Raw genomic sequence first — 21,292 nt, 5'->3', positions numbered from 1 at the left:
CCGTACCAAAAGGAACAGCCATGTCCGGAATTACCCAGCTTCAAGCCATGGGCACCGCGGAGCGCCGCAAGGAAGCGCGCACCGTCATCGCCTCCAGCTACCTCGGCAGCACCATCGAGTACTACGACTTCCTCCTCTACGCCACCGCCGCGGCCGTGGTCTTCCCCAAGGTGTTCTTCAGCGGGATGGACGACTGGGTGGGCGTGGTCGCCGCCTACGGCACCTTTGCCGCCGGCTACGTCGCCCGCCCCTTGGGCGGCATCATCTTCGGCCACTTTGGCGACAGGATGGGCCGTAAAAGCATGCTCATCATTTCCATGCTGGTCATGGGCATCGCTTCCACACTCATCGGGGTGGTCCCGGATGCGTCCGTGGCCGGACCGTGGGGTGCGGTGCTCCTGGTGATCCTGCGCGTTTTCCAGGGCATCGCCGTCGGCGGCGAATGGGGCGGTGCAGCGCTGATGGCGCTTGAGCACTCCGAGTCGGGAAAGCGCGGCTTCGCGGCATCCTTCGTGAACGCCGGCGCACCGACCGGCGCCGTCCTTGGCACCCTCATGATGGGCGCCTTCTCGGCCCTGCCCAACGACCAGTTCCTCACCTGGGGTTGGCGCGTGCCGTTCCTGCTCTCCTTTGTACTGCTTGGCGTGGGGATGTTCGTCCGCCTGAAGGTCTCCGAAAGCCCCATCTTCAAAGCGGCACTTGAGCAGGAGAAAATCGAGCGGGAACGCGCGGACCAGGAAGCGCGGGAACAGGGACTGGCCACCAAACGGGACATCCCGCTGCTGCAGGTGCTCCGGCGGCCCAAGACCCTGATCTTCACCATGCTGGCGGGGGCCGCCGGCTTCGCGCTCCAGGTGGTGCTGGCAACGTTCTCGGTGACCTTCGCGGTGTCCAAAGGAGCGGACAGGCAGGGTGTCCTCTACGCCTTCGCGGCGGCGTCGGCCCTGTCCATCGTGTTTGTCATCCTGGGCGGCCGGCTTTCGGACAAACTGGGACGCCGCCCCGTCATGATCGGCGGCCTGGTGCTGTTCATCATCTACCTGGTGCCGATGTTCGCGCTGCTGTCCTCGAACAACATCGTCCTGATCTTCGTGGCATTCGCCATCGGCCTCATGATCCACTCCACGCTCTTCGGACCCCTGGCAGCCTTCGTTTCCGAACAGTTCGGCACCACCTCCCGCTACACCGGAGCGTCGCTGGGCTACCAGCTGGCCACCCTGCTGGGCGCCGGCTTCACCCCCGGCATCGTGGCCCAGATCTTCAAGGATTCCGGACAGGACACGGGTTCGGTGTTCACCTACCTGGCCATCATGTCCATCGTGTCCATCGTCTTCATCCTCCTGACCCGGGAGCCGAAGAACAACGACCTCCTGACAGTCAAGTCCTGAGCGGAAAGGATTCGCCGTGGAAAACTTTGGCATTGGCTCGTGGCTGGAGCGCCGCCGTCCCAAGTCCGGCAGTAAGGCAGCCCTGATCAGCGGAGAGCAGGAAGTCAGCTACGAGCAGCTGGCCGAACGGTCCGCCCGGCTGGCCAACGCTCTCAGGGACGGCGGCGTCAGCAAGGGAGACAGGGTGGCCTACCTGGGCGACAACCACCCGTCCTTCCTGGAAACCCTGTTCGCCTGCGGGCAGCTGGGCGCCATCTTCGTCCCCCTGAATACGCGCCTGGCCCCGCCCGAGATCCAGTTCCAGCTTGTGGACTGCGGGGCGGCCACGCTGGTCCACGGCCTGAGCCTGGATGCCCTCGCCGTGGCCGGTATGGCCGGCACACCGGTCGCGCGGCGCATCTCGGTGGTGGATTCCGCGGCCGGCAATGACGCCGGAAACGGCACAACTGCCAACGGACAGGGTCCGACGGCGGCGGAAGGCTTCGAGGCAGTCCTCGCGTCGGGCGCGGAGCAGTACATCGATGAGGAGGTGGGCTTGGACGACGGCGCCATGATCCTCTACACCTCCGGCACCACCGGGCATCCCAAGGGTGCGCTGCTGACCCACGGGAACGTCGCATGGAACTGCCTGAACGTGATCGTGGACTTCGATTTTGCCTCCACGGACGTGGCCCTGATGATCTCGCCGATGTTCCACGTGGCCTCCCTGAACATGGGGGTTCTGCCCACCATCCTCAAGGGCGGGACTGTGGTGCTGGAAACCAAGTTCGATCCCCGCCGGACCCTCGAACTCATCGAAAAGCACCGCGCCACCACCATCAGCGGCGTGCCCACGACGTACCAGATGCTCTGCGAGGACCCGGCATGGGACAGCGCTGACCTCAGTTCGCTGAACAAGCTCACGTGCGGCGGTTCGGCTGTGCCGATGCGGGTCATTGACGCCTACGAAAAACGGGGCCTGCGCTTCTCCAACGGCTACGGCATGACTGAGACAGCACCGGGTGCAACCACGCTGCCCGCTGCCCGCTCACGGGAGAAGGCTGGTTCGTCCGGCCTTCCCCATTTCTTCACCGACGTGCGGATCGCCGACTTCGACGGCACCGTTACCGACCCGGGATCAGTGGGCGAAATCCAGATCAAGGGCCCAAATGTGATCCGCGAATACTGGAACCGGCCCGAGGCGAGTGCGGAGTCCTACACGCCCGGCGGCTGGTTCAAGTCCGGTGACATGGGCTACAAGGATGACGACGGCTTTGTGTTCGTGTCGGACCGGCTCAAGGACATGATCATTTCGGGTGGCGAAAACATCTATCCGGCCGAAGTGGAGCAGGCCATCACCGAGCTGGAGGCAGTGGGCAGCGTGGCTGTCATAGGCGTGCCCGATGAGAGGTGGGGTGAAGTTCCCCGGGCGGTCGTGCTGCTGCGTGAAGGGGCCCAGCTCACCGAGGCCGAATTGCGGGCGCACCTGGAGGGGCGGCTGGCGCGCTACAAGATCCCCAAATCAGTGGTGTTCGTGGATGAGATGCCGCGTACTGCCAGCGGCAAGATCCGGAAGGCGGATCTTCGGAAGCTTTCAGCGGGTCAGCCGTGAGCTAGCGCTGGAACCCGGTCCACACCCAGGGCTCCCGGGGAAGGCTTTCCGGCCGGAATGCTGTGAGCACCTGCTCCAGCGTTCCGGCCGGCAGCCCCAACGACTTAAAAATGAGATCCCGGACGTCGGCCGCGGATCTGCCGGCGAGCCCAAGGTCGGCAAGCGTCACGGCACCGTCGCGCTTGGCCAGCCTGGCGCCGTCGGCATTCACTACCAGCGGCACGTGGGCATATTCCGGAACGGGAATATTCAGGAGCCCGGCGAGATAGGCCTGGCGGGGTGTCGAGGGCAAGAGATCATCCCCGCGCACCACCTGGTCGATTCCCTGGGCGGCGTCGTCCACCACGACGGCCAGGTTGTAGGCCGTCACGCCGTCATTGCGGCGGAGGACAAAATCATCCACGACGCCGGTGAAGTCGCCGTGGAGAACGTCCCGGACGGTGTAGTCCTTCACCTCCGCTCGAAGCCGGATCGCCGCAGGCCGGGTGGCCCGCCTGATCTCCAGTTCCGCAGTTCCCAGGTTCCGGCAGGTACCGGGATAGGCACCCTGCGGGGCATGCGGAGCGGACGGCGCCTCCTGGATTTCGCGGCGCGTGCAGAAGCATTCGTACGTCAGCCCGGCGGCGCTGAGCCTGCTGATCGCGCCGCTGTACAGCGCGGAACGCTCAGTCTGGCGTACGACGTCGCCGTCCCAGGTGACGCCGACGGCCGCCAGATCGCGGAGCTGCTCCGCCTCGGCGCCTGCCCGTGCGCGGTCCAGGTCCTCCACGCGCAGCAGGAAGTCCCGGCCGGTGGAACGGGCGAACAGCCAGGCGAGCATCGCGGTGCGGAGGTTGCCCACGTGCAGCTCGCCTGAGGGGCTCGGTGCAAAGCGGCCGGCTGGGGTCATGGAACCAACCCTACGCAACAGGCCAACGCGGGTTCATTTAACGCCCGAAACGGGGCGCTGGAGGGGCCAGAAGTGACCCCGCGTTGCAAGAACAAGAGCCCCTCAGCTACGGCCGGCTGCGGGAGTCGGACGTGGCTCAGGGGCTCTTGCGTGGTTGCGGTGGTTGCGGAGTGACATTGCGTGAACAAGAGTCAATCAGCGGCGGCTTCCTTGCGGGAAGCTGAATCCAGGGACCGGGAGGTGTGCCGGGGATCCTGTAGCCTGCGGGCATCGGCGGTAGCCTCTTCCCTGTTGCCACAATTTGACCAGAGAACTTACAGTTGGCACAACAGAGCTTCTTTTGATTGATCAGTCTGATCAATCAAACACCGAAACTACCGACAGGAACTGATCAGATTGCAGCAGCACCTCGACGCAACCGACCGCCGGATCCTCCTCGCCCTTGATGAGGACCCCCGCGTGCCGGTCATGGTCCTGGCCCAGCGGCTCGGCCTGGCGCGCGGAACGGTGCAGGCGCGCCTCGAGCGGATGACGGCGTCGGGCTTCCTGCGCCCCAACAGCAGCCGGGTGCTGCCTTCCGCGCTCGGCCGCGGGGTAGCTGCCGCAGTCAGCGCCGAACTGGACCAGAGCCACCTCAATGAAGCGATCGCTGCCCTCCGCGAAATTCCCGAAGTCCTCGAATGCCACGCGCCCGCCGGCGATACCGACCTGCTCATCCGGGTGGTGGCCACGAGCCCCGACGATCTTTACCGCGTTTCCGAGGAGATCAGGCTCTGCCCGGGAATTGTGCGGACGTCCACCAGCATGTTCCTGCGAGAGGTCATCCCCTACCGCACCTCCGGCCTGCTCCGGGACTGAACTGCGGGGAGCCCTCCCCATCGCCGGCCGGTGACCATCAAGCTAGGCTGGCACGGGAATCAAATCAGGGGGAAGCATGGCGGGTAACTTTTCAGGCCGACGCACAACATCCGGCCTCAAGCCGGCGGCCGTCGTCGTACTGTTTGCGGTAACCGCGGCCCTGGCCCTCGCGGGCTGCCGGATCAGTGGCACGTCCACCGAGCCAACCTCTCAAGGGAGCGCCGTAAATCCGTCAGGCTTCTCAACTCTTGACGCGGCCGGAGTGGCTGAGATCCGCGAATCCAGGACAGCACGGCTGGACATGAGTTCGGGGCGGCTGGAGAAGGCTGCGGTGGGCGTCGCGGCGGACAGCTACGGTCCAGAGATCAGCACCAGGGACTCGGGGAAGATCACCCTCACGATCGTTGCCCCCGCCGGCGAGATCACGGCCGACACTGACCGGATCCGGTTCAAGACCGTGAACACCCAGCCCGACTTCAGTGAGGTGACATATTTCCTCACGGCAGGCTCGCCCGCGGAGTATTTCGAACTCATCCGCGACGGTGTGGTGCGGTACGGGATCGATGGCGCCTCCGCCGAACGGTGGATCTCCTCCGCCGAGAAGGACGTGGCCCGCAAGAGCGACTTCTCCATTACGCCCGGAAACTCCACAGGCCTGGAGGTCAACTATGACCTGCGGTACGACGGCGGCAAGGAGACGCAGGTGATCATCGTCCACGTCTCGGCGGTGGACTGAGCCCACGCAATCTCCGCCAACGCGGCTCCCTAGACCGGCGGGCCGGCGTTGGACTTGAGGTTCTTCATCACCAGCGTGGACGTCAGCCGCTCGACGCCGGGCAGTGACGTGAGCTCGGCGTCGTAAAACCGCTGGTAGGCCGGCAGGTCCTCGGCTATCACCTTGAGGAGGTAGTCCGGCGAGCCGAAGAGCCTCTGGGCTTCGACGACGTTGGGATTGTCCGCCACCCGGTTCTCAAAGATCTCCATGGTGGAGCGGTCCACCTGGCGAAGGGTGACAAACACGATCGCCTCAAAGCCCAGGCCGACGGCGGCGGGGTCGATGTCCGCCCGGTAGCCGCGGATCACGCCCGACGCCTCCAGATCGCGCAGCCTGCGGTGGCATGGCGCAACGGTCAGCCCCACCTTCGCGGCCAAAGCCGTGGCAGTCATTCGGCCATCCTCTTTAAGATGGCGCAAGATATTTCTGTCAATGTGGTCAATCACGCAAGAATCTTACCAAGTACGCGGTAAATCCAGCGAAAAAGGTAAGCACTTATGCCCGCGAAATCAATATGGTTTGTCCTGTAGCCATCGGACAGGAGCCAACCATGAACCCCCAGCTGTTTTTCGCCTTTGTGCTGGTGGCTGTCGCCCTCGCCTGCACCCCCGGCGTCGACTGGGCCTACTCCATCACCGCCGGTCTCCGGCAGCGCAGCTTCGTCCCCGCAGTTGCAGGGCTTTGCGGCGGGTACGTCCTGCACACCGTGCTGCTGGTGGCCGGACTCGCGGCACTGCTGACCGGCCTGCCCGGCGTCCTGGGCTGGCTGACCGTGGCCGGGGCGGGTTACCTCCTCTGGCTGGGCATCAGCACCCTCCGCTCATGGCGCGGCGCATCCTTCACCGCGGCAGACGCCGTCGGGAAGCCCGCCAACCAGCTGCGGACCTTCCTCCAGGGCATGGGGACCAGCGGCATCAACCCCAAGGGGCTCCTCTTTTACGTGGCGCTGGTGCCGCAGTTCGTCAGCCCGGACGCCGGCCTCCCGGTGCCGGTCCAGTCCGGCCTGCTGGGGCTGACCTTTGTCCTGCTCGCCGGAGCCGTCTACACCTGCGTGGCGCTGCTGGCCCGCACACTCCTGCAGTCCCGCCCGGGCGCTGCACGGACAGTCACCCTGGCCAGCGGAATCATCATGGTGCTGCTCGGGGTGGTGCTTTTGTCCGAGCAGCTTCTCCCGCTGGTGGCCGGCTTATTCCACACGGCCTGAAGACACCGGGGTTTCAGGCCTTGCGTTCCATAAACCATTCAGTGAGAGCCGATGCCCGCCCGTCCGGCTCCAGGCGGATCACCCACAGGTTGTCATAGCTGGGCCGGTCACCCAGGTAGTCCGTAAATCCCTGCACAAAAGCCAGGGCGCCGTCCGTCCCCAGCAGGTTCCAGTCAAAGATCCAGTCCCCGGGCTCATCGCGGGCCTCCAGCCACCGGTCCACGATCTGTTCGCGCCCGCGCCAGGGATCCCCGTCATGCGGCCGGGTTTCGTAGACGGCTTCCTCGGTGAAGAGTGCGCGGATATCCTCTGGCTCATTGGTGGTCCACGCCGCGATGTACTTTGCCATCCAGGAATTCACTGCGTCGCTCATGCCTCCGTTGTACCCCCGGGCGGTTGGCTCCACAAGACCGGCGGGCAGGTCAGCGGGCAGGCCGGCCGGCTGGATCAGCTGCAAAGGGCTGGCTGCCTCGGCCGGCCGGGATGGTCACTTCCCGTCCAGCTGCTCCCACTCCTGCTCCCACAACCGGCGCTCATCGATGTCCTTCCGGATGACTTCGAAGGTCTCGAGCTCCGCGGGCCTGCCCCGCAGCCAGTCCCGCGGGTTGAGGGATTTGCGGCCGTTGTCCAGCACCAGCAGGGCGCGGTCGGTCAGGGCATCGTTGCGGAGCACCAGATCGGTCTTGCGACGCCGGAGCACCTCCTTCAGCGTCTCGTGTGCTTTGGCGTGCGCCCCGAGCCGCCGCAGCGCTCGGCCCCGGAGCAGCAGCAGCGCCGCCGAGAGGTCATCGGAGTTCGTCAGGCCCTCGGTCCAGATCACCACTTCCTTGTCCCGCCCCAGGGAAAACGCCAGCGCACAACGCGCCAGCGCTGAAGGCAGCGACGGCGGCAGGCGGGACACCGTTTGCAGCGCGGCATCCAGCTGCCCGGTTTCCCTCAGTGAATGGGAGAGCGCCAGGAAGACAGACTCCTGGCTGAACAGAACCGGAACATAGATGCGTTCGGCGACCTCGACGCGGGTGACCACCCGGGTGAGGTAGGTGGCCGCGTAGATGTTGGCGTCGTCGTCATTCCTGATGGACAGGCCGCGCTGGAGCAGCTCGGAGGCACGCAGGTAGCCGCCGTGCTGGTAGGCGAGGAGGCCGGCCATGACGGAGCAGAGCCCTGCCCAGCCGGGGTAGGTGCGGCCCAGGGTGATGAGCCGCTCTGGTTCCTTGCTGTTGAAGATGGCGTCGTGCACCGCTTTGGCCGGCTTGGCCGGCATCCGCTTGAGCCTGGGGACCTCGCCGTCCACCGCGATCAGGGCCGCATCCCGGCCGCCCAGAACACCGTGAATCAGCCCGCCCACCGTCCCCGCGAGCTCACGGACCGGCGTCTGCAGGTGAGTGTGGCCGAACGGCGTCAGGTCGCGCGTATCCCGGTAGATCGGTCCTTTTGCATCCCCCGCGGTCATAGTTCCATGCTACGTGGCCGCCGCGACCCAGAGCCCGATGACCCAGGTGCTCGCCGCCAGGCACGCCAGCCCGAACTCCGCCAGCATGCCCAGCCCGGTGGCCTTCAGGGCGGCCCAGCTGGTCCAAGCGGCTGTGCCGATGTTCCGGGTGCGGAGGAATTCGCTGAGCAGCAGGCCGGCGGCGAACCCCACGAAAAGCCCCACCACCGGGATGACGAACATCCCGGCCACACCTGCCACCAGGCCGATCACCACGCTGCGGTTCGGAATGCTGTGCTGCTTCAGCTTCCGTCCCGTCAGCACCGCGCTGGCCGCCATACCGGCGAGCACAAACACCATCCCCACGGCGAAGACCACCCAGCCGGCGGCTCCGGCGCCACCCCAGATCGCCCACGCCAGCAGGCTGAGCCCGATCAGGAAGCTGCCTGGCAGTACGGGGATGATGGTGCCCGCCACACCGACCAGGATCGCCAGGCCGCACAGGATGGTCACAACGGTTTCGGAGTTCATGACACTCAGCTTAGGGCGGCTGCGCGGCTGGTCCGGGCACAGTTGGATTGACGTCCCGGTTAACGCCCCGGGTCAACGCCCCGGGTTAACGGCCCCGGATTAACGCCCGACGGCGGTGCCTCCTCACGGCGGCGCCCCCGTGAGGAGGCACCGCCGTCGGGCGTTGTGGCTGGTTGAGTTTCTGGGCGCTGCGGCTACTCAGCTACCACGGCTGCGGCGACGGCCGCCGTCACCGCAGGGGCAACGCGGGGATCAAGCGGGCTGGGCACGATGTAGTCCGCGGACAGGTCCGCTTCGGCGAGTTCCGCGATGGCACGCGCCGCGGCGAGCTTCATGGCGGGCGTGATCCGGCGGGCGCCGGCATCCAGCGCGCCACGGAAAATCCCCGGGAAGGCCAGGACGTTGTTGATCTGGTTGGGGAAATCGCTGCGGCCAGTGGCTACAACTGCTGCGTACTTGGACGCGACCTCGGGCAGGACTTCGGGGTCCGGGTTGGAGAGGGCGAACACGATGGAGTTGGCGTTCATGAGCTTGAGGTGGTCCTCGGCGAGCTTGGAGGACGAAACCCCGATGAACACGTCGGCACCGAGCAATGCCTCGCCGGGGCCGCCGGCGATTCCGCGCGGGTTGCTGCGGTTGGCCATCTGGGACTTCTTGCTCTGCGGATCGGCGGCAATGTCCGCGCGCTCCTTGTTGATGACGCCCTTGGAATCGAGCAGCACCACATCGCCGATGCCTGCGGTGAGCAGGATTTCGGCGACGGCGATGCCGGCGGCACCGGCACCGGAAACAACCACCTTCAGGGTTTCCAGTCCGCGGCCGGTGACCTTGGCGGCGTTCGTCAGGGCGGCGAGGGCAACCACGGCGGTGCCGTGCTGGTCATCGTGCATGACCGGGCAGTCCAGTGCCTCGATGAGCTTCTCTTCCAGCTCGAAGCAGCGCGGCGCCGAGATGTCTTCAAGGTTGACGGCGCCGAAGCTGGGGCGGAGCCGGACCAGGGTTTCCACGATCTCGTCCACGTTGGTGGTGTTCAGGACCAGGGGAATGGAATCCAGTTCGCCGAAGGTCTTGAACAGGGCGGACTTGCCCTCCATGACGGGGAGCGAGGCGCTAGCCCCGATGTTGCCCAGGCCCAGCACCGCGGTGCCGTCGCTGACCACAACAACCAGGCGCTGTGCCCAGGTGAGGGTACGGGCGAGTTCCGGATTGTTGTGGATGGCGCGGCTGACTTCGGCCACCCCCGGGGTGTAAGCGATGGAAAGATCGCGCTTGTTGGCCAGCGGGACGGTGCTGGTGATGGAGAGCTTGCCACCCTGGTGGGGGTCAAAGATCTCCGCTTCGGTCAGGGCCGTGGCGGCGGAATTGTCGGTGGGTGCGATTGCGTCTATGGACACTTCGTTGTCTCCTGGGGCTAGCCGTGGGCGCACGGCGCGGAAAGGCTCAAGCGCAGGGAGGCTCAAGGTGAGGGAAATCGGCGCTTCGTGGGCCCAGAGGTGGCGGGCCCGGTGTGAAGTACTTGCAGATGCTGGTTGCCAGCCACTCCGGTCCTGCAATGATAATCAGGATGGGTAGGGCGAAATGGACGTCAAGGGTCCAGGCAGGCCCAAAAAGGGCAAAAGCAGGCTTTTTTGTGACCCAAATCACGTCAAAAAGCGCATTTAAGGCTTTATTGGTCTAGACCGGTTACGCCGTTCGGCGGGCCGTATCGGCCGCCTTCGGGGCCGGAGCCAGCAGGGTGCACGCCTTTTTGAGGTCTTCTTCGGCTTCGAAGAGCGACAACCGGCGGTTGCGGACGGACTGGACCAGACCAGTGACTGTCAGCAGGAGCACCCGAGCCGCCGCGGCGTCGTCGGAGGCCACCGAAACCGCCTTTTCACTCAGGGCATCGATCTCCCGCAGGAGCGCCGTGGTGTCCCTCTCTTCGAGGTAGACACCGCGGCGCAGGCACTGCTCGACGGCGGGCTGCATGACCCGCATGTGGAAGATTTCCATCACCACACCGGTCAGCGCCCGGCCGCGGAAGCGGGATGCTGAAGTCTGCGTGCGTGCCTGCAGCTCGTCCAGTTGCTGGCGGTACAGCGAGAGCATCAGGTGGGTGGCGGAGGGAAAGTAGCGGTGGAGCGTGCCCAGCGGCAAATCGGCCTTTTCCGCTATTACTGACAGTTCCACAGAGTCGAGCCCCTGGCGGGCAAACCCGGCCGCGGACTCCAGGATGCGGGCATAGCGCAGCCTCTGGCGGGGAGTGGCTGGCCGGTCGGCCATGGACGGATAAACGGAAACGGTCTCAGGCATCAGCATTCCGGTGTTGTGTTTTTACGGTGCAGCAGCCGGGAGCGCCCCCATCCCATACCGCCTGCAGTCGGCCCCAACTATACGCCACCCCTCAGTGGCGCATTCAGTCAACTCCTTTGATTTTCACGACGAACACGGCGCCGAGCAGGCCGATAGTGGCCGCTGTGATGAATAGGGTGACGTACCCGCCCAGGAACTGCAGGGAAATGAAGGCGATGAGCGGGGCGAAGACCTGGGGAAGGGAGTTGGCAACGTTGATGACCCCCATGTCCTTACCCCGGTCCGCGGCCTGCGGGAGCACCTGGGTCAGCAGCGCGAAGTCCACCGCAAGGTAGGCCCCGAACCCGATTCCCAGGATGCCCGCGCCCACGAGCGCGCCAGGCCAGACAGGGAAGAAAGCCATGATCAGGCCGGCCATGGCTATGGTGGCCGAGGAACCGATGACAAAGGGCTTTCGTTTCCCCACCCTGTCGCTCCAGGGTCCGGCCAGCACCGCCGTGACCATCACCATCACCGCATAGATCCCCGTGAGGATCAGTACGCCAAGGGCCGGGTCCTCATGCTTGATGACGTCCCGGAGGAAAAAGAGCAGGTACACGATGGTCAGCTGGTTGCCCACGTTGACCAGGAAGCGGGTGAGCCATGCCCACGCGAAGTCGGGGTGGCGGGCCGGGCTGATCCAGAATCCCCGCAGGAAACCCCTCCACTCGAACGGCGGCCGGGCCTCCCTTGGCAGCGGCGGATCATTCCGGTGGAAAAGATACGGCAGCACCGAAAACAACAGGGCGGCCGCGCACATGGTGTACCCCACCATGTAGTTCCCGGAGACCACCGCGCCAAAAACTGCGCCAAGCAGGATTCCCAGGGTCTGGCCCATGGCTGCGAGGCCGCCCACCCCGCCGCGCTGCAGCACCGGAACCCGGTCCGGAACGGCAGCCGTGATGGCGGCGTACGCGGCGTTGGCGCCCAGCTGGACCAGGCTCCAGAACAGGACCATCAGGGCCACAGCAGTGGCCCCGGACATGGCCAGCAGCGCAGCAGTGGCAAGGATGGCACCGGCCAGGACCCATGGGGCGCGCCGGCCGAATCCGGAGACCGTCCGGTCGGACAGGGCCCCGAAGAGCGGATTGGCCACCAGCGACACCGCGGCGCCGCAGCCGGTCACCAGGGACAGGATGGCTTCCTTGCTGCCGGCATCGATACTGATGGCCTGCTGGCCGATAAACACATTGATGGGCCCGAAGAAGGCGGCATTGATGCCGACGTTGACCAGCACCAGACCGGTCACCCAGCGCGCGGTGACCTTTTGGGTCGGTTCGGCGAGCGCCGCCGTCGAACGTGCCGCCGCAGCGCCGGAATCCGGTGCCGCCGGTGTTTCGGACAGGCTCATGCTGGTTCCCCCTGGAACGGTTGGCGATTCTGAAAATCAGACTATCGTGGGCATCACCGCAGCGTGTCATGCGCCGAGGACCTGCGCCTTATGGACACCTGCCCTGTATAGACTCCGCTTTCCGGACCCAAGGAGAACCTCATGGCCGCATCAGCAAACAGCTCGCCTGCTACCGCCATTAACACGGCCGACCTCTACGATGAGCGCGGCGATGAACTGGCGTCGGTTTCGCTCCAGTTCCAGACCTTGGGCGGCCGCTCGCATTTCAGCGGACCGGTGCGGACCATCCGCTGCTTCCAGGACAATGCTCTGGTGAAGTCCACCCTTGCAACCCCCGGCGCCGGCGCCGTGCTGGTGGTGGACGGCGGCGGCTCCCTGGGCACTGCCCTGATGGGGGACATGATTGCCGAGAGCGCCGTGGAAAACGGCTGGGCCGGCGTCGTCATCAACGGGGCAATCCGTGACCGTGAGGCGATCGCGCGCCTGGATCTGGGGGTCAAGGCACTGGGCAGCAACCCGCGCAAGAGCGCCAAAGACGGCGCCGGCGAGGTTGATGTGGATGTGGTGATCGACGGCGTGACCTTCCGTCCCGGTGTCAGTGTCTGGTGCGATCCGGACGGGATACTGGTCCAGCGCTGACGCTGCGGCCGCCCCTGGACGAGAAAACCCTCGGCGTCAGGAACAAATCGGGAAGTAATATAGTTACCGAAAGCAACTAACAGGCTTGATCCCTTTTTCTTCGTTGGAGCACCCATGTCCAAAACCACAGCCGCGCGTGCCGCCGGCGAAACCCTGACCCAGCGTCAGATCGTCACCGTGATGGTGGGGCTCATGCTGGGCATGTTCCTGGCATCCCTGGACCAGACCATCGTTTCCACCTCCATTTACACCATCGCCAACGACCTCGACGGGCTCTCCCTCCAGGCCTGGGCCACCACCGCCTACCTCATTACCTCCACCGTCAGCACACCGCTGTACGGGAAGCTGAGCGACATCTTCGGCCGACGCCCGCTGTACCTGATCGCCATCGCGATTTTCCTGGTGGGCTCGCTCTACGCCGGCTCCGTGCACTCGATGACTGAACTGGCACTCGCCCGCGGTGTCCAGGGCCTGGGCGCCGGTGGCCTGCTGGCCCTCGCTCTGACCATCATCGGCGACATCGTGTCCCTGAAGGACCGGGCCAAGTACCAGGGCTATTTCATGTCGGTGTTCGGCATCTCTTCGGTGCTCGGGCCCGTGGTGGGCGGAGCGTTTGCCGGATCAGCCAACATCCTGGGCTTTGACGGCTGGCGCTGGGTCTTCTTCATCAACCTGCCCATCGGCCTCGCCGCGCTGACCGTGGTGTTCCTCTACCTGCACCTGCCGGCCAAGCACGTGAAGCAGAAGATCGACTACTTCGGCGCCGCCGCCATCACGCTGGCCATCGTCCCGCTGCTGCTGGTGGCTGAACAGGGCCGCAGCTGGGGCTGGGCCTCCCTGAACTCGTTCCTCTGCTACGGGCTGGGCGTTGCGGGCATCGCCTGGTTCCTGCTGGCCGAAAAACGAGCCGGCGACTACGCCCTGATCCCGCTCCGGCTCTTCCGGAACACGACCTTTGGCCTGTCCTCGCTGTTGAACTTCATCATCGGCATCGGCATGTTCGGGGCCATCGCCATGCTCCCGATGTACCTGCAGCTGGTCAAGGGGCTCACGCCCACCGAGGCCGGCCTGATGATGATCACGTTCACCGTGGGCATCCTGACCGGTTCCATCACCGCCGGTCGCACCATCTCGGCCTCGGGAACGTACCGGATCTTCCCGATCCTGGGCACGGCAATCCTGACCGCCGCCGCGCTCGTGATGGGCCTGTCCCTGGGTGTGGACACGGGCTTGTGGGTCCCCGGCGTGATTGCGGTGTTCTTCGGCATGGGGCTGGGTTTCTGCATGCAGCCGCTCACGCTGGCGATGCAGACCTCCGTGCCGCCCAAGGACATGGGCGTGGGCACCTCCTCCGCGGCGTTCTTCCGCTCCATGGGCGGCGCGGTGGGCACGGCGGTGTTCATCTCCATGCTGTTTAGCCTCGCCGCCAGCCGGATCGCGGAAACCATGAAGTCCGCTGTGGAGAGCACCGCCTACCAGGCCGTCCTGAAGGACCCCGCCGTGGCCGCGGACCCCGCCAACGCCAAGCTCTATGAGTTCTTCCAGAACGGCGCCTCGAACGATTCGCTCAACGACACCAGTTGGCTGCACTCCGCCAACAGTGTGCTGACGCGGCCCATCACGGAGGGCTTCGCCTACGCGATCGACGCCGTGATGCTCACCGCAGCGGTCCTCACCGGCGTCGCGTTCCTCATCAGCCTGGCGCTGCCGAAGAAGAAGCTGACCGATCCGAACGTGGCCAAGGAGCCTGCCGCCGTCCACTGACGCCGCACAGTGCACTGAGGACGACGACGGCGGTGCGCCCCCGCCGTCGTCGGCTTCCGGGCCTGCGGGCGGAACTGCAAGTGGAACCGCGGGCGGTGACGTGCCACACTGTTTAGCGCGTGTGCGCCGGGCACTGGGTCCGGTACCGCAGCCGACGACGTCCGCACCCGCATCCACACAACCCCAAACGCAGGGAGCACCATGTCCACCGCCAAGGAGCAGACAACCGCCAAGGTTCCGCAGCGGGTGATCTGGCTGGCGCTTGCAGGGGCGGTGGGCGGCTTCCTGTTCGGCTTCGACTCATCGGTGGTCAACGGGGCGGTGGATGCCATCAAGGATGAGTTTGCCCTCTCCGAGGCGGTCACGGGATTTGCCGTTGCCGTCGCCTTGCTGGGCTGTGCCGCAGGCGCCTTCCTCGCCGGCAAGGTGGCAGACCGCTACGGCCGCATCCCTGCCATGAAGATCGGCGCACTGCTGTTCCTGGTCAGCGCCATCGGAACGGGCTTCGCTTTCGGCGTCTGGGACCTGATCTTCTGGCGCCTCGTGGGCGGCCTGGGCATCGGCCTGGCATCGGTAATCGCCCCGGCCTACATTTCCGAGATTTCGCCGCGGCAGGTCCGCGGCAGGCTGGCCTCGCTGCAGCAGCTCGCCATCACCACCGGTATCTTCGCCGCGCTCCTGTCCGATGCCCTCTTCGCCACCAGCGCCGGCGGTGCGGACCAGGCGTTCTGGCTGGGCATGGAAGCCTGGCGGTGGATGTTCCTCGCCGCTGCGGTCCCGGCCGTGGTCTACGGCTGGATCGCGTACACACTGCCCGAATCTCCGCGCTTCCTGGTCTTCCAAGGCAAGGAAGACGAAGCCCGGAAGGTCTTCGATTCCATCGCCCCCTCCGAGGAAACCGACCGGCACATCCGCGAGATCCAGGACGCGATCGAGGAGGACAAGCTGGCCGGCCAGAAGGGCTCGCTCCGGGGCAAGACCTTCGGGCTGCAGGCCGTGGTCTGGGTGGGCATCATCCTCTCGGTCCTCCAGCAGTTCGTGGGCATCAACGTGATCTTCTACTACTCCACCACGCTGTGGAAGGCTGTCGGCTTCCAGGAGAAGGACTCCCTCACCATCTCGGTGGCAACCTCCATCACCAACATCCTGGTGACCCTCGTGGCCATCGCCCTGGTGGACCGGATCGGCCGCCGCCCCATCCTCCTGGCCGGATCCATCGGCATGGCCGTCTCCCTGGGCACCATGGCACTGGCGTTCTCCTCCGCCGTGGGAACCGGCTCGGAGATCTCCCTTCCGGGCGCCTGGGGTCCGGTTGCCCTGGTGGCCGCGAACGTATTTGTGGTCAGCTTTGGCGCCTCCTGGGGGCCCCTGGTGTGGGTCCTGCTCGGCGAGATCTTCCCGTCGCGTATCCGTGCACGTGCCCTGGGCGTGGCAGCAGCCGCGCAGTGGGTGGCCAACTTTGCCATCACACTCAGCTTCCCTGTCATGGCCGCCGCCTCGCTGCCGCTGACCTATGCCATGTACGCACTGTTCGCCGCAGCCTCATTCTTCTTTGTGATGTTCAAGGTGCCGGAGACCAACGGCATGTCCCTGGAGCAGGCCGATACACTGTTTGTCCGCAAAGGCTCCGCCGTCTGACCCCAACGCTCCGGCACTTCCTGCACCCATCCGGGCAACGCTCTGGCACTTCCTGCACCCATCCGGGCAACGCTCTGGCACTACAGCGTTAGCTTCATGCCCTCATGGCTGGCGTCAAAGCCAAGGCGCTCGTAGAACCGGTGCGCGGCCGTCCGTGCTTTGTGGGTGGTCAACTGCATGAGCGTGCAGCCGCGGCGCCGGGACTCGCCAATGGCCCACTGCACCATGAGGTTACCGATGCCCTTCCCACGAAGGCTGCCCGCCACCCGCACGCCCTCGATCTGCGAGCGCCACGATCCCTGGCGTGACATGCCGGGCAGGAAGCTCAGCTGGAAAGTCGCAACCACAGGACCAGCGACGGCCCCGGCCGGCACCAACTCCCCCACCACGAGCAAATGGGACGGGTCGGCGTCGATCGCTGCAAAAGCGCGCTCATAGGGCACCATGTCCCCGGCGTGTTCCCGCGCTGCACCCATCGAATCGTCCGCGAGCAGCTGCACGATGACGGGGAGATCGGTGCGCAAGGCGCGGCGGAGCCGGAACGTCCCGCCGTCGACGTCGGCAGTCAGCAAAGGTGGAGACTCTTGGTTCAGGATCACCACACCAGCATTCCACAGCGGCGTGGGCGCCCCCGGACCCGGGGGACCGGACTCCAGGATGTCTTCCGGCCCTGATGGCGTCCCGGAAGCAGTGTTTCATTTCTCAGGCCGGCGACCGACACAGCACGACGCCGGCACTCACGGTGAGTGCCGGCGTCGTACCTGGTGCGGGAGCGTTCCCCAAAACCCCACAGGATCTGCCAGAGGGTTCCTGAAAAAGCTGCAGGAAGTGAGAGAGCGTCCTGGGGCTGGGGTTGCGGTTAGGCCGGGGCTTTGGCCCCCTCCTGCTGGCGCTCCTCCACCAGTGTGGAGACGGCGCTGAAAAGCGGATGGTCCGGTGCCAGGCCGGTGATCCGTTCGGTGGCCTCCGCGGCGGATGACGACGCCAGGATCTGCGCAAGCTCCGTGGCCTCCGCGTCGGCTGGGTCGTTGAAGCGCAGGGCCGCGGCGATGGCGCCCAGGAGCGCCTCCGGCACGATCCCGCGCTCAGCCAGCTCCGCAGCCGGGCCGATGAACCGCTCATGCCGGCTCAGCTTCCGCAGCGGGGCGCGGCCCACCCGGTTCACCGTGTCTGGCAGGTGCGGGTTGGAAAACCGGACCAGGATCTTCTGGACGTAGGCTTCCTGCTCGTCGTTGCTGAAGCCGTGCTTGGCCACCAGCAGCTGCTTGGTTTCCTCGAGGACCGCCCGGACGTCCTCTGCCACATCCTGGTCCGCCATGGCCTCGGAGATCTTCTCCAGGCCTGCTTCGAAGCCGAAGTAGGCCGCGGAGGCGTGCCCCGTGTTGACCGTGAACAGCTTCCGCTCGATGTAGGGCGAGAGGTCGTCCACGAAGGTTGCGCCCGGGATCGACGGCGGCGTGCCGCCAAACGGGGTACGGTCGATGACCCACTCGTAGAACGTTTCCACCGTGACGTCCAGGCCCTGGCCCGGCTCCTGGTTGGGTACGATCCGGTCCACGGCGGTGTTCGCAAACACTGCCAGCGAGTCCAGCGACCCGGCGGCGTCGTCCCAGAGGCCGGCCACTTCGGCCCGCAGGATGTCCGTGGCGTTGATGGCGTTCTCGCAGGCCAGGACCTGCAGCGGCGGAAGCGACGTTTCCCGCGCCGCAATGCCCTTGGTGATGGCGGGCGCCACGAACTTCAGGATGTGAGGGCCCACGGCGGTGGTGACGATATCCGCCGTCGCGATTTCCCGCACCAGCTCAGCTTCCTGGGTGCCGGAGTTCAGCGCGCGGAAACCGTCCACGGTCCGCACGGTGGGGTGCTCCCCCACCTCGTGGACCTTGTAGCTGTCCGCCGCCGCCAGCTGGTCAATGAGGGCGTCCGCGACATCCGCGAACACCAGCTCATAGCCCGCGTTGTGCAGCAGCAGCCCCACGAATCCGCGGCCGATGTTGCCTGCTCCGAAATGTACGGCCTTCACTATGCGTTCACCTTGCCGAACAGCTCCAGGACCTCATCCACGGAAGTCGCGGCTTCCAGCTGGGCCACCTGGGCCTTGTTGGTGAACACCTTGGCGATGGAGGACAGGATGTGCAGGTGCTCGTTGTTCACACCGGCCACACCCACCACGAACTTGACCTGCTTGCCGTTCCAGTCGATTCCCTCCGGGTACCGGATGACGGACACCGCGGACTTCATGATGTGGTCCTTGGCGGCGTTGGTGCCGTGCGGGATTGCCAGGAAGCTGCCCATGTACGTGGAAACGGATTCCTCGCGCTCGTGCATTGCGGCGATGTAAGCCTCATCCACGGCACCGCGTGCCAGCAGGAGCCGGCCGGCTTCGTCGATGGCGGCATCGCGAGTGGTTGCCCTGCCGTTGAGGATCACGCTGTCGGGCACCAGGATGTCCGACGGCGGGACGGCGGCTGGTTCTGCGTCAACCGGGGCATCGGCCACGTGCGCGCCGTGTCCGGCAGCGGCAGCGGCGGCGGCAGCACCAGCAGCACCAGCAGCACCAGCGCCCGCGGCGGTCCCGGCGCCAGCACCGGCGTCGGCCGTTGTTTCCGTGGTTCCCGCCTTGTTGCTTTCCTTGACCAGCTCAACGATCTCGTCGTACCGCGGGCTGTTCATGAAGTTGTCCACAGAGAAATGCGCGGCGCTGGCCGTGGCCGGCTTGGCGCGTTCGGTGAGGTCCTGGTGCGTGATCACAATGTCGTAGGTATCGCTGAGGTTGGCGATGGCGGAGTTGGTGACCTTGACGTCCGGGAAGCCGGCAGCCTTGATCTTGTTCCGCAGCACGGAGGCTCCCATGGCACTGGATCCCATGCCGGCGTCGCAGGCGAAGACGATGTTCCGGACGGGTCCGGCGAGGACGGCCGTTCCCACTCCGGAACCGCCGGCTCCGGTCAGGGCGGAGGAAACGGAGCTCTTCTTGCCCTTGAGGGATTCCATCTTGGAGGTGGCGGCACTGAGGCTGTCCTCCTCCGTTTCACCCACGGGGGTCTTGCTGGCTTTCAGGATCACCGAGGCAATCAGGAACGACACCGTCGCGGCGAGCAGCACGGACAGTGCCACGCCGAAGTAGCTGTCGCTGGCGGTTGCGGCGAAAACGGCGAGGATGCTGCCCGGTGCTGCAGGGGAACGCAGGCCGGCGCCGGTGACCACCAGCGTGAAGATACCCGTGATGCCGCCGGCGATCGAGGCGAGGATGATGACGGGCTTCATCAGCACGAACGGGAAATAGATTTCGTGGATGCCGCCGACGAACTGGATCAGGGCGGCACCGGGCGCTGACGCCTTGGCCAGGCCCTTGCCGAAGATCGCGTACGCCAGCAGGACGCCCACGCCGGGGCCGGGGTTGGCTTCGAGCAGGAACAGGACGGACTTGCCGTTTTCCAGTGCCTGCTGTGTGCCGAGGGGAGTCAGGATGCCGTGATTCACGGCGTTGTTCAGGAACAGGACTTTTGCCGGTTCAATGAAGATGCTGGTGAAAGGCAGCAGGCCGTTATTGACCAGCCATTCAACCACGGTCTTGGCGCCATCGCTGAAGGCCGTCACCACCGGGCCGATCACCAGCATGCCCACGATGGCCATTGCGGCGGAAACAATGCCGGCGGAGAAGTTGTCGATCAGCATCTCAAAGCCCGGCTTGACCCGGCCTTCCCAGACCTTATCCAGCTTCTTCATGATCCAGGCCGTCAGCGGACCCAGGATCATGGCACCGATGAACATGGGGATGTTGGTTCCGACAATCACCCCCATGGTTGCGACCGCCCCGACAACACCGCCGCGAACGCCGTGGACCATCCGGCCACCGGTGTAACCGATCAGGAGCGGGAGGAGGTAGGAGATCATTGGCCCGACGAGCTTGGCCAACATCTCATTGGGAGTGAAGCCTGCCGGGATGAAGAAGGCCGTGATGATGCCCCAGGCGATAAACGCGCCGATGTTGGGCATGATCATTCCGGACAGGAACGTCCCGAATTTCTGGACGCCGACCCGCAGGCTGGTGCGGGGTTTTGCAACTGTCTCTGTTGCCATGTGATTTCCTAACCGTCATTCCTGCGGCTGCGCAGGGCTGGGTCCGATATTTACGACGAGCTGTTGGAGATCCGGTGGAGCCATTCGAGGAAAAGCTTGAGTTCCGAGCTCGAGAGCTGGTCTGAATGCGACGCCTGAAGTGCGGCGTTCAAGGCAATCGCTGCCACCACCACCGAGGATTTCCCGGAGTCTTCCGCGACGGCCCCGGTGGCCTGCTCGGAGGACACCGCAAAGATCATCGCGTCCCGGGTCATGGTGGACAGTTCAAGGTTGCGTTCGGCGGCGGGTTCCGCGATGAGCATCAGTGTCACACCCACGTTGGCGGCCAGGATGGACCTGGCCGCTTCACGCGGCTGGACATTGAGCAGGCCCGCCATTGCGGCTTTGTTCAGCATCTCCTCCATCAGCGCCTCAGCATCTGCAACGATGGCGGGGCGGCTTTCGGGGCGGATATTGCCGAACATCACCAAATACAACTCTGGCTGGTTGAGCCCGAACTGGACGTGGTTGTCCCACATCCGCCGGATATCCACCATCGGATCCCCGGACGGGGCGAAGTCCCTCTCGCCCGCAACATATTCCTCAAAACCTGCGGCGACGACGGCGTCGAAAAGGCCTTCCTTGTCACCGAAGTGGTGGTACAGCGTGGGCGCCGTGACACCCGCCAGCTGCGTGATCTGACGGGTGGAAACGGATGCTCCCGCGGAATTCGCCAGCAACTCTGCAGCCGCTCGCAGCAGCCGCATTTTGGGGGGAAGCTGGCCATCCAAACTCATAGCCGCTACCCTATCACCTATAGCATTGCTATATGAACTGAA

At 65.5% G+C, this 21,292-nt stretch carries 20 protein-coding genes; 8 read left to right on the top strand and 12 right to left on the bottom strand.

Going from position 1 to position 21,292, the window contains the following annotated elements; translation table 11 throughout:
* Nucleotides 1–20: 20 nt before the first annotated feature.
* Nucleotides 21–1,388: an MFS transporter gene (locus tag ACS5PJ_RS08235; protein ID WP_439434424.1), complete on the top strand. Its 1,368-nt coding sequence runs from the start codon at nt 21–23 to the stop codon at nt 1,386–1,388.
* Nucleotides 1,389–1,404: 16 nt separating this feature from the next.
* Nucleotides 1,405–2,979 (top strand): acyl-CoA synthetase, encoded by a 1,575-nt coding sequence (locus ACS5PJ_RS08230; protein ID WP_439434423.1) that lies wholly within the window; start codon nt 1,405–1,407, stop codon nt 2,977–2,979.
* A gap of 1 nt (nt 2,980) precedes the next feature.
* Here ACS5PJ_RS08230 and gluQRS read toward each other — a convergent pair whose 3' ends face one another.
* Entirely contained in the window at nt 2,981–3,868 is an 888-nt protein-coding gene (gene gluQRS, locus ACS5PJ_RS08225) for a tRNA glutamyl-Q(34) synthetase GluQRS (RefSeq protein WP_439434422.1), read from the bottom strand.
* Nucleotides 3,869–4,255: 387 nt separating this feature from the next.
* Here gluQRS and ACS5PJ_RS08220 point away from each other — a divergent pair, with 387 nt between their 5' ends.
* The gene (locus ACS5PJ_RS08220; RefSeq protein WP_439434491.1) at nt 4,256–4,726 is read left to right on the top strand and encodes an Lrp/AsnC family transcriptional regulator; all 471 of its coding nucleotides are present in this window, start codon (nt 4,256–4,258) and stop codon (nt 4,724–4,726) included.
* Nucleotides 4,727–4,802: 76 nt separating this feature from the next.
* The gene (locus ACS5PJ_RS08215) at nt 4,803–5,462 is read left to right on the top strand and encodes a hypothetical protein (protein WP_439434421.1); all 660 of its coding nucleotides are present in this window, start codon (nt 4,803–4,805) and stop codon (nt 5,460–5,462) included.
* A gap of 29 nt (nt 5,463–5,491) precedes the next feature.
* Here the strand turns inward: ACS5PJ_RS08215 and ACS5PJ_RS08210 are convergent, their stop codons facing one another.
* Nucleotides 5,492–5,947: an Lrp/AsnC family transcriptional regulator gene (locus ACS5PJ_RS08210; protein WP_439434420.1), complete on the bottom strand. Its 456-nt coding sequence runs from the start codon at nt 5,945–5,947 to the stop codon at nt 5,492–5,494.
* A 104-nt stretch (nt 5,948–6,051) separates the two neighbouring features.
* Between ACS5PJ_RS08210 and ACS5PJ_RS08205 the strand changes: the two genes are divergently transcribed.
* Nucleotides 6,052–6,705 (top strand): LysE family translocator, encoded by a 654-nt coding sequence (locus tag ACS5PJ_RS08205; RefSeq protein WP_439434419.1) that lies wholly within the window; start codon nt 6,052–6,054, stop codon nt 6,703–6,705.
* Nucleotides 6,706–6,718: 13 nt separating this feature from the next.
* Here ACS5PJ_RS08205 and ACS5PJ_RS08200 read toward each other — a convergent pair whose 3' ends face one another.
* The 6 genes from ACS5PJ_RS08200 to ACS5PJ_RS08175 form a co-directional block, all read right to left on the bottom strand.
* On the bottom strand, nt 6,719–7,078 hold the full coding sequence (locus tag ACS5PJ_RS08200) for a nuclear transport factor 2 family protein (protein WP_439434418.1): 360 nt from the start codon (nt 7,076–7,078) through the stop codon (nt 6,719–6,721).
* A 114-nt stretch (nt 7,079–7,192) separates the two neighbouring features.
* Nucleotides 7,193–8,158 carry a hypothetical protein gene (locus tag ACS5PJ_RS08195; protein WP_439434417.1) on the bottom strand — a complete coding sequence of 322 codons (966 nt, stop codon included), beginning with the start codon at nt 8,156–8,158 and terminating at the stop codon, nt 7,193–7,195.
* Between the two features lie 9 nt (nt 8,159–8,167).
* Complete coding sequence (locus ACS5PJ_RS08190; protein WP_439434416.1) at nt 8,168–8,668, bottom strand: DUF456 domain-containing protein; 501 nt, start codon at nt 8,666–8,668, stop codon at nt 8,168–8,170.
* A gap of 194 nt (nt 8,669–8,862) precedes the next feature.
* The gene (locus ACS5PJ_RS08185; RefSeq protein ID WP_439434415.1) at nt 8,863–10,062 is read right to left on the bottom strand and encodes an NAD(P)-dependent malic enzyme; all 1,200 of its coding nucleotides are present in this window, start codon (nt 10,060–10,062) and stop codon (nt 8,863–8,865) included.
* A gap of 289 nt (nt 10,063–10,351) precedes the next feature.
* On the bottom strand, nt 10,352–10,960 hold the full coding sequence (locus tag ACS5PJ_RS08180; protein WP_439434414.1) for a TetR/AcrR family transcriptional regulator: 609 nt from the start codon (nt 10,958–10,960) through the stop codon (nt 10,352–10,354).
* 103 nt (nt 10,961–11,063) lie between these two features.
* Nucleotides 11,064–12,350 carry an MFS transporter gene (locus ACS5PJ_RS08175; protein WP_439434413.1) on the bottom strand — a complete coding sequence of 429 codons (1,287 nt, stop codon included), beginning with the start codon at nt 12,348–12,350 and terminating at the stop codon, nt 11,064–11,066.
* Nucleotides 12,351–12,491: 141 nt separating this feature from the next.
* Between ACS5PJ_RS08175 and rraA the strand changes: the two genes are divergently transcribed.
* The 3 genes from rraA to ACS5PJ_RS08160 all read left to right on the top strand — a co-directional run bounded on the left by rraA (nt 12,492) and on the right by ACS5PJ_RS08160 (nt 16,391).
* Nucleotides 12,492–12,989 carry a ribonuclease E activity regulator RraA gene (gene rraA, locus ACS5PJ_RS08170; protein WP_439434412.1) on the top strand — a complete coding sequence of 166 codons (498 nt, stop codon included), beginning with the start codon at nt 12,492–12,494 and terminating at the stop codon, nt 12,987–12,989.
* A gap of 114 nt (nt 12,990–13,103) precedes the next feature.
* On the top strand, nt 13,104–14,753 hold the full coding sequence (locus ACS5PJ_RS08165) for an MDR family MFS transporter (protein ID WP_439434411.1): 1,650 nt from the start codon (nt 13,104–13,106) through the stop codon (nt 14,751–14,753).
* A 201-nt stretch (nt 14,754–14,954) separates the two neighbouring features.
* On the top strand, nt 14,955–16,391 hold the full coding sequence (locus ACS5PJ_RS08160; RefSeq protein WP_439434410.1) for a sugar porter family MFS transporter: 1,437 nt from the start codon (nt 14,955–14,957) through the stop codon (nt 16,389–16,391).
* 80 nt (nt 16,392–16,471) lie between these two features.
* On the opposite strand, the gene ACS5PJ_RS08155 is transcribed toward ACS5PJ_RS08160, so the two are convergent.
* The 4 genes from ACS5PJ_RS08155 to ACS5PJ_RS08140 all read right to left on the bottom strand — a co-directional run bounded on the left by ACS5PJ_RS08155 (nt 16,472) and on the right by ACS5PJ_RS08140 (nt 21,250).
* Nucleotides 16,472–16,990 (bottom strand): GNAT family N-acetyltransferase, encoded by a 519-nt coding sequence (locus tag ACS5PJ_RS08155; RefSeq protein WP_439434409.1) that lies wholly within the window; start codon nt 16,988–16,990, stop codon nt 16,472–16,474.
* Between the two features lie 260 nt (nt 16,991–17,250).
* Nucleotides 17,251–18,414, bottom strand: coding sequence for a mannitol-1-phosphate 5-dehydrogenase (locus ACS5PJ_RS08150; RefSeq protein WP_439434408.1), 1,164 nt, complete (start codon nt 18,412–18,414; stop codon nt 17,251–17,253).
* Nucleotides 18,414–20,474 carry a PTS mannitol transporter subunit IICBA gene (locus ACS5PJ_RS08145; protein ID WP_439434407.1) on the bottom strand — a complete coding sequence of 687 codons (2,061 nt, stop codon included), beginning with the start codon at nt 20,472–20,474 and terminating at the stop codon, nt 18,414–18,416. The genes ACS5PJ_RS08150 and ACS5PJ_RS08145 overlap by 1 nt, the downstream gene beginning before the upstream one ends.
* A gap of 50 nt (nt 20,475–20,524) precedes the next feature.
* On the bottom strand, nt 20,525–21,250 hold the full coding sequence (locus ACS5PJ_RS08140) for a TetR/AcrR family transcriptional regulator (protein ID WP_439434406.1): 726 nt from the start codon (nt 21,248–21,250) through the stop codon (nt 20,525–20,527).
* Between the last annotated feature and the right edge of the window lie 42 nt (nt 21,251–21,292).

The organism is Pseudarthrobacter cremeus, assembly GCF_051857465.1.
GTDB lineage: Bacteria > Actinomycetota > Actinomycetes > Actinomycetales > Micrococcaceae > Arthrobacter.
Note: the sequence above shows the minus strand (reverse complement) of the source record. Positions and strands in the feature narration are given on the sequence as shown.

Excerpts from the sequence above, each read along its gene's own strand:
- ACS5PJ_RS08140 (WP_439434406.1), bottom strand. The coding sequence starts at position 21,250 with ATGAGTTTGGATGGCCAGCTTCCCCCCAAAATGCGGCTGCTGCGAGCG.
- ACS5PJ_RS08145 (WP_439434407.1), bottom strand. The coding sequence starts at position 20,474 with ATGGCAACAGAGACAGTTGCAAAACCCCGCACCAGCCTGCGGGTCGGC.
- rraA (WP_439434412.1), top strand. The coding sequence starts at position 12,492 with ATGGCCGCATCAGCAAACAGCTCGCCTGCTACCGCCATTAACACGGCC.
- ACS5PJ_RS08175 (WP_439434413.1), bottom strand. The coding sequence starts at position 12,350 with ATGAGCCTGTCCGAAACACCGGCGGCACCGGATTCCGGCGCTGCGGCG.
- gluQRS (WP_439434422.1), bottom strand. The coding sequence starts at position 3,868 with ATGACCCCAGCCGGCCGCTTTGCACCGAGCCCCTCAGGCGAGCTGCAC.
- ACS5PJ_RS08195 (WP_439434417.1), bottom strand. The coding sequence starts at position 8,158 with ATGACCGCGGGGGATGCAAAAGGACCGATCTACCGGGATACGCGCGAC.
- ACS5PJ_RS08165 (WP_439434411.1), top strand. The coding sequence starts at position 13,104 with ATGTCCAAAACCACAGCCGCGCGTGCCGCCGGCGAAACCCTGACCCAG.
- ACS5PJ_RS08200 (WP_439434418.1), bottom strand. The coding sequence starts at position 7,078 with ATGAGCGACGCAGTGAATTCCTGGATGGCAAAGTACATCGCGGCGTGG.
- ACS5PJ_RS08180 (WP_439434414.1), bottom strand. The coding sequence starts at position 10,960 with ATGCCTGAGACCGTTTCCGTTTATCCGTCCATGGCCGACCGGCCAGCC.
- ACS5PJ_RS08215 (WP_439434421.1), top strand. The coding sequence starts at position 4,803 with ATGGCGGGTAACTTTTCAGGCCGACGCACAACATCCGGCCTCAAGCCG.
- ACS5PJ_RS08190 (WP_439434416.1), bottom strand. The coding sequence starts at position 8,668 with ATGAACTCCGAAACCGTTGTGACCATCCTGTGCGGCCTGGCGATCCTG.
- ACS5PJ_RS08205 (WP_439434419.1), top strand. The coding sequence starts at position 6,052 with ATGAACCCCCAGCTGTTTTTCGCCTTTGTGCTGGTGGCTGTCGCCCTC.
- ACS5PJ_RS08235 (WP_439434424.1), top strand. The coding sequence starts at position 21 with ATGTCCGGAATTACCCAGCTTCAAGCCATGGGCACCGCGGAGCGCCGC.
- ACS5PJ_RS08160 (WP_439434410.1), top strand. The coding sequence starts at position 14,955 with ATGTCCACCGCCAAGGAGCAGACAACCGCCAAGGTTCCGCAGCGGGTG.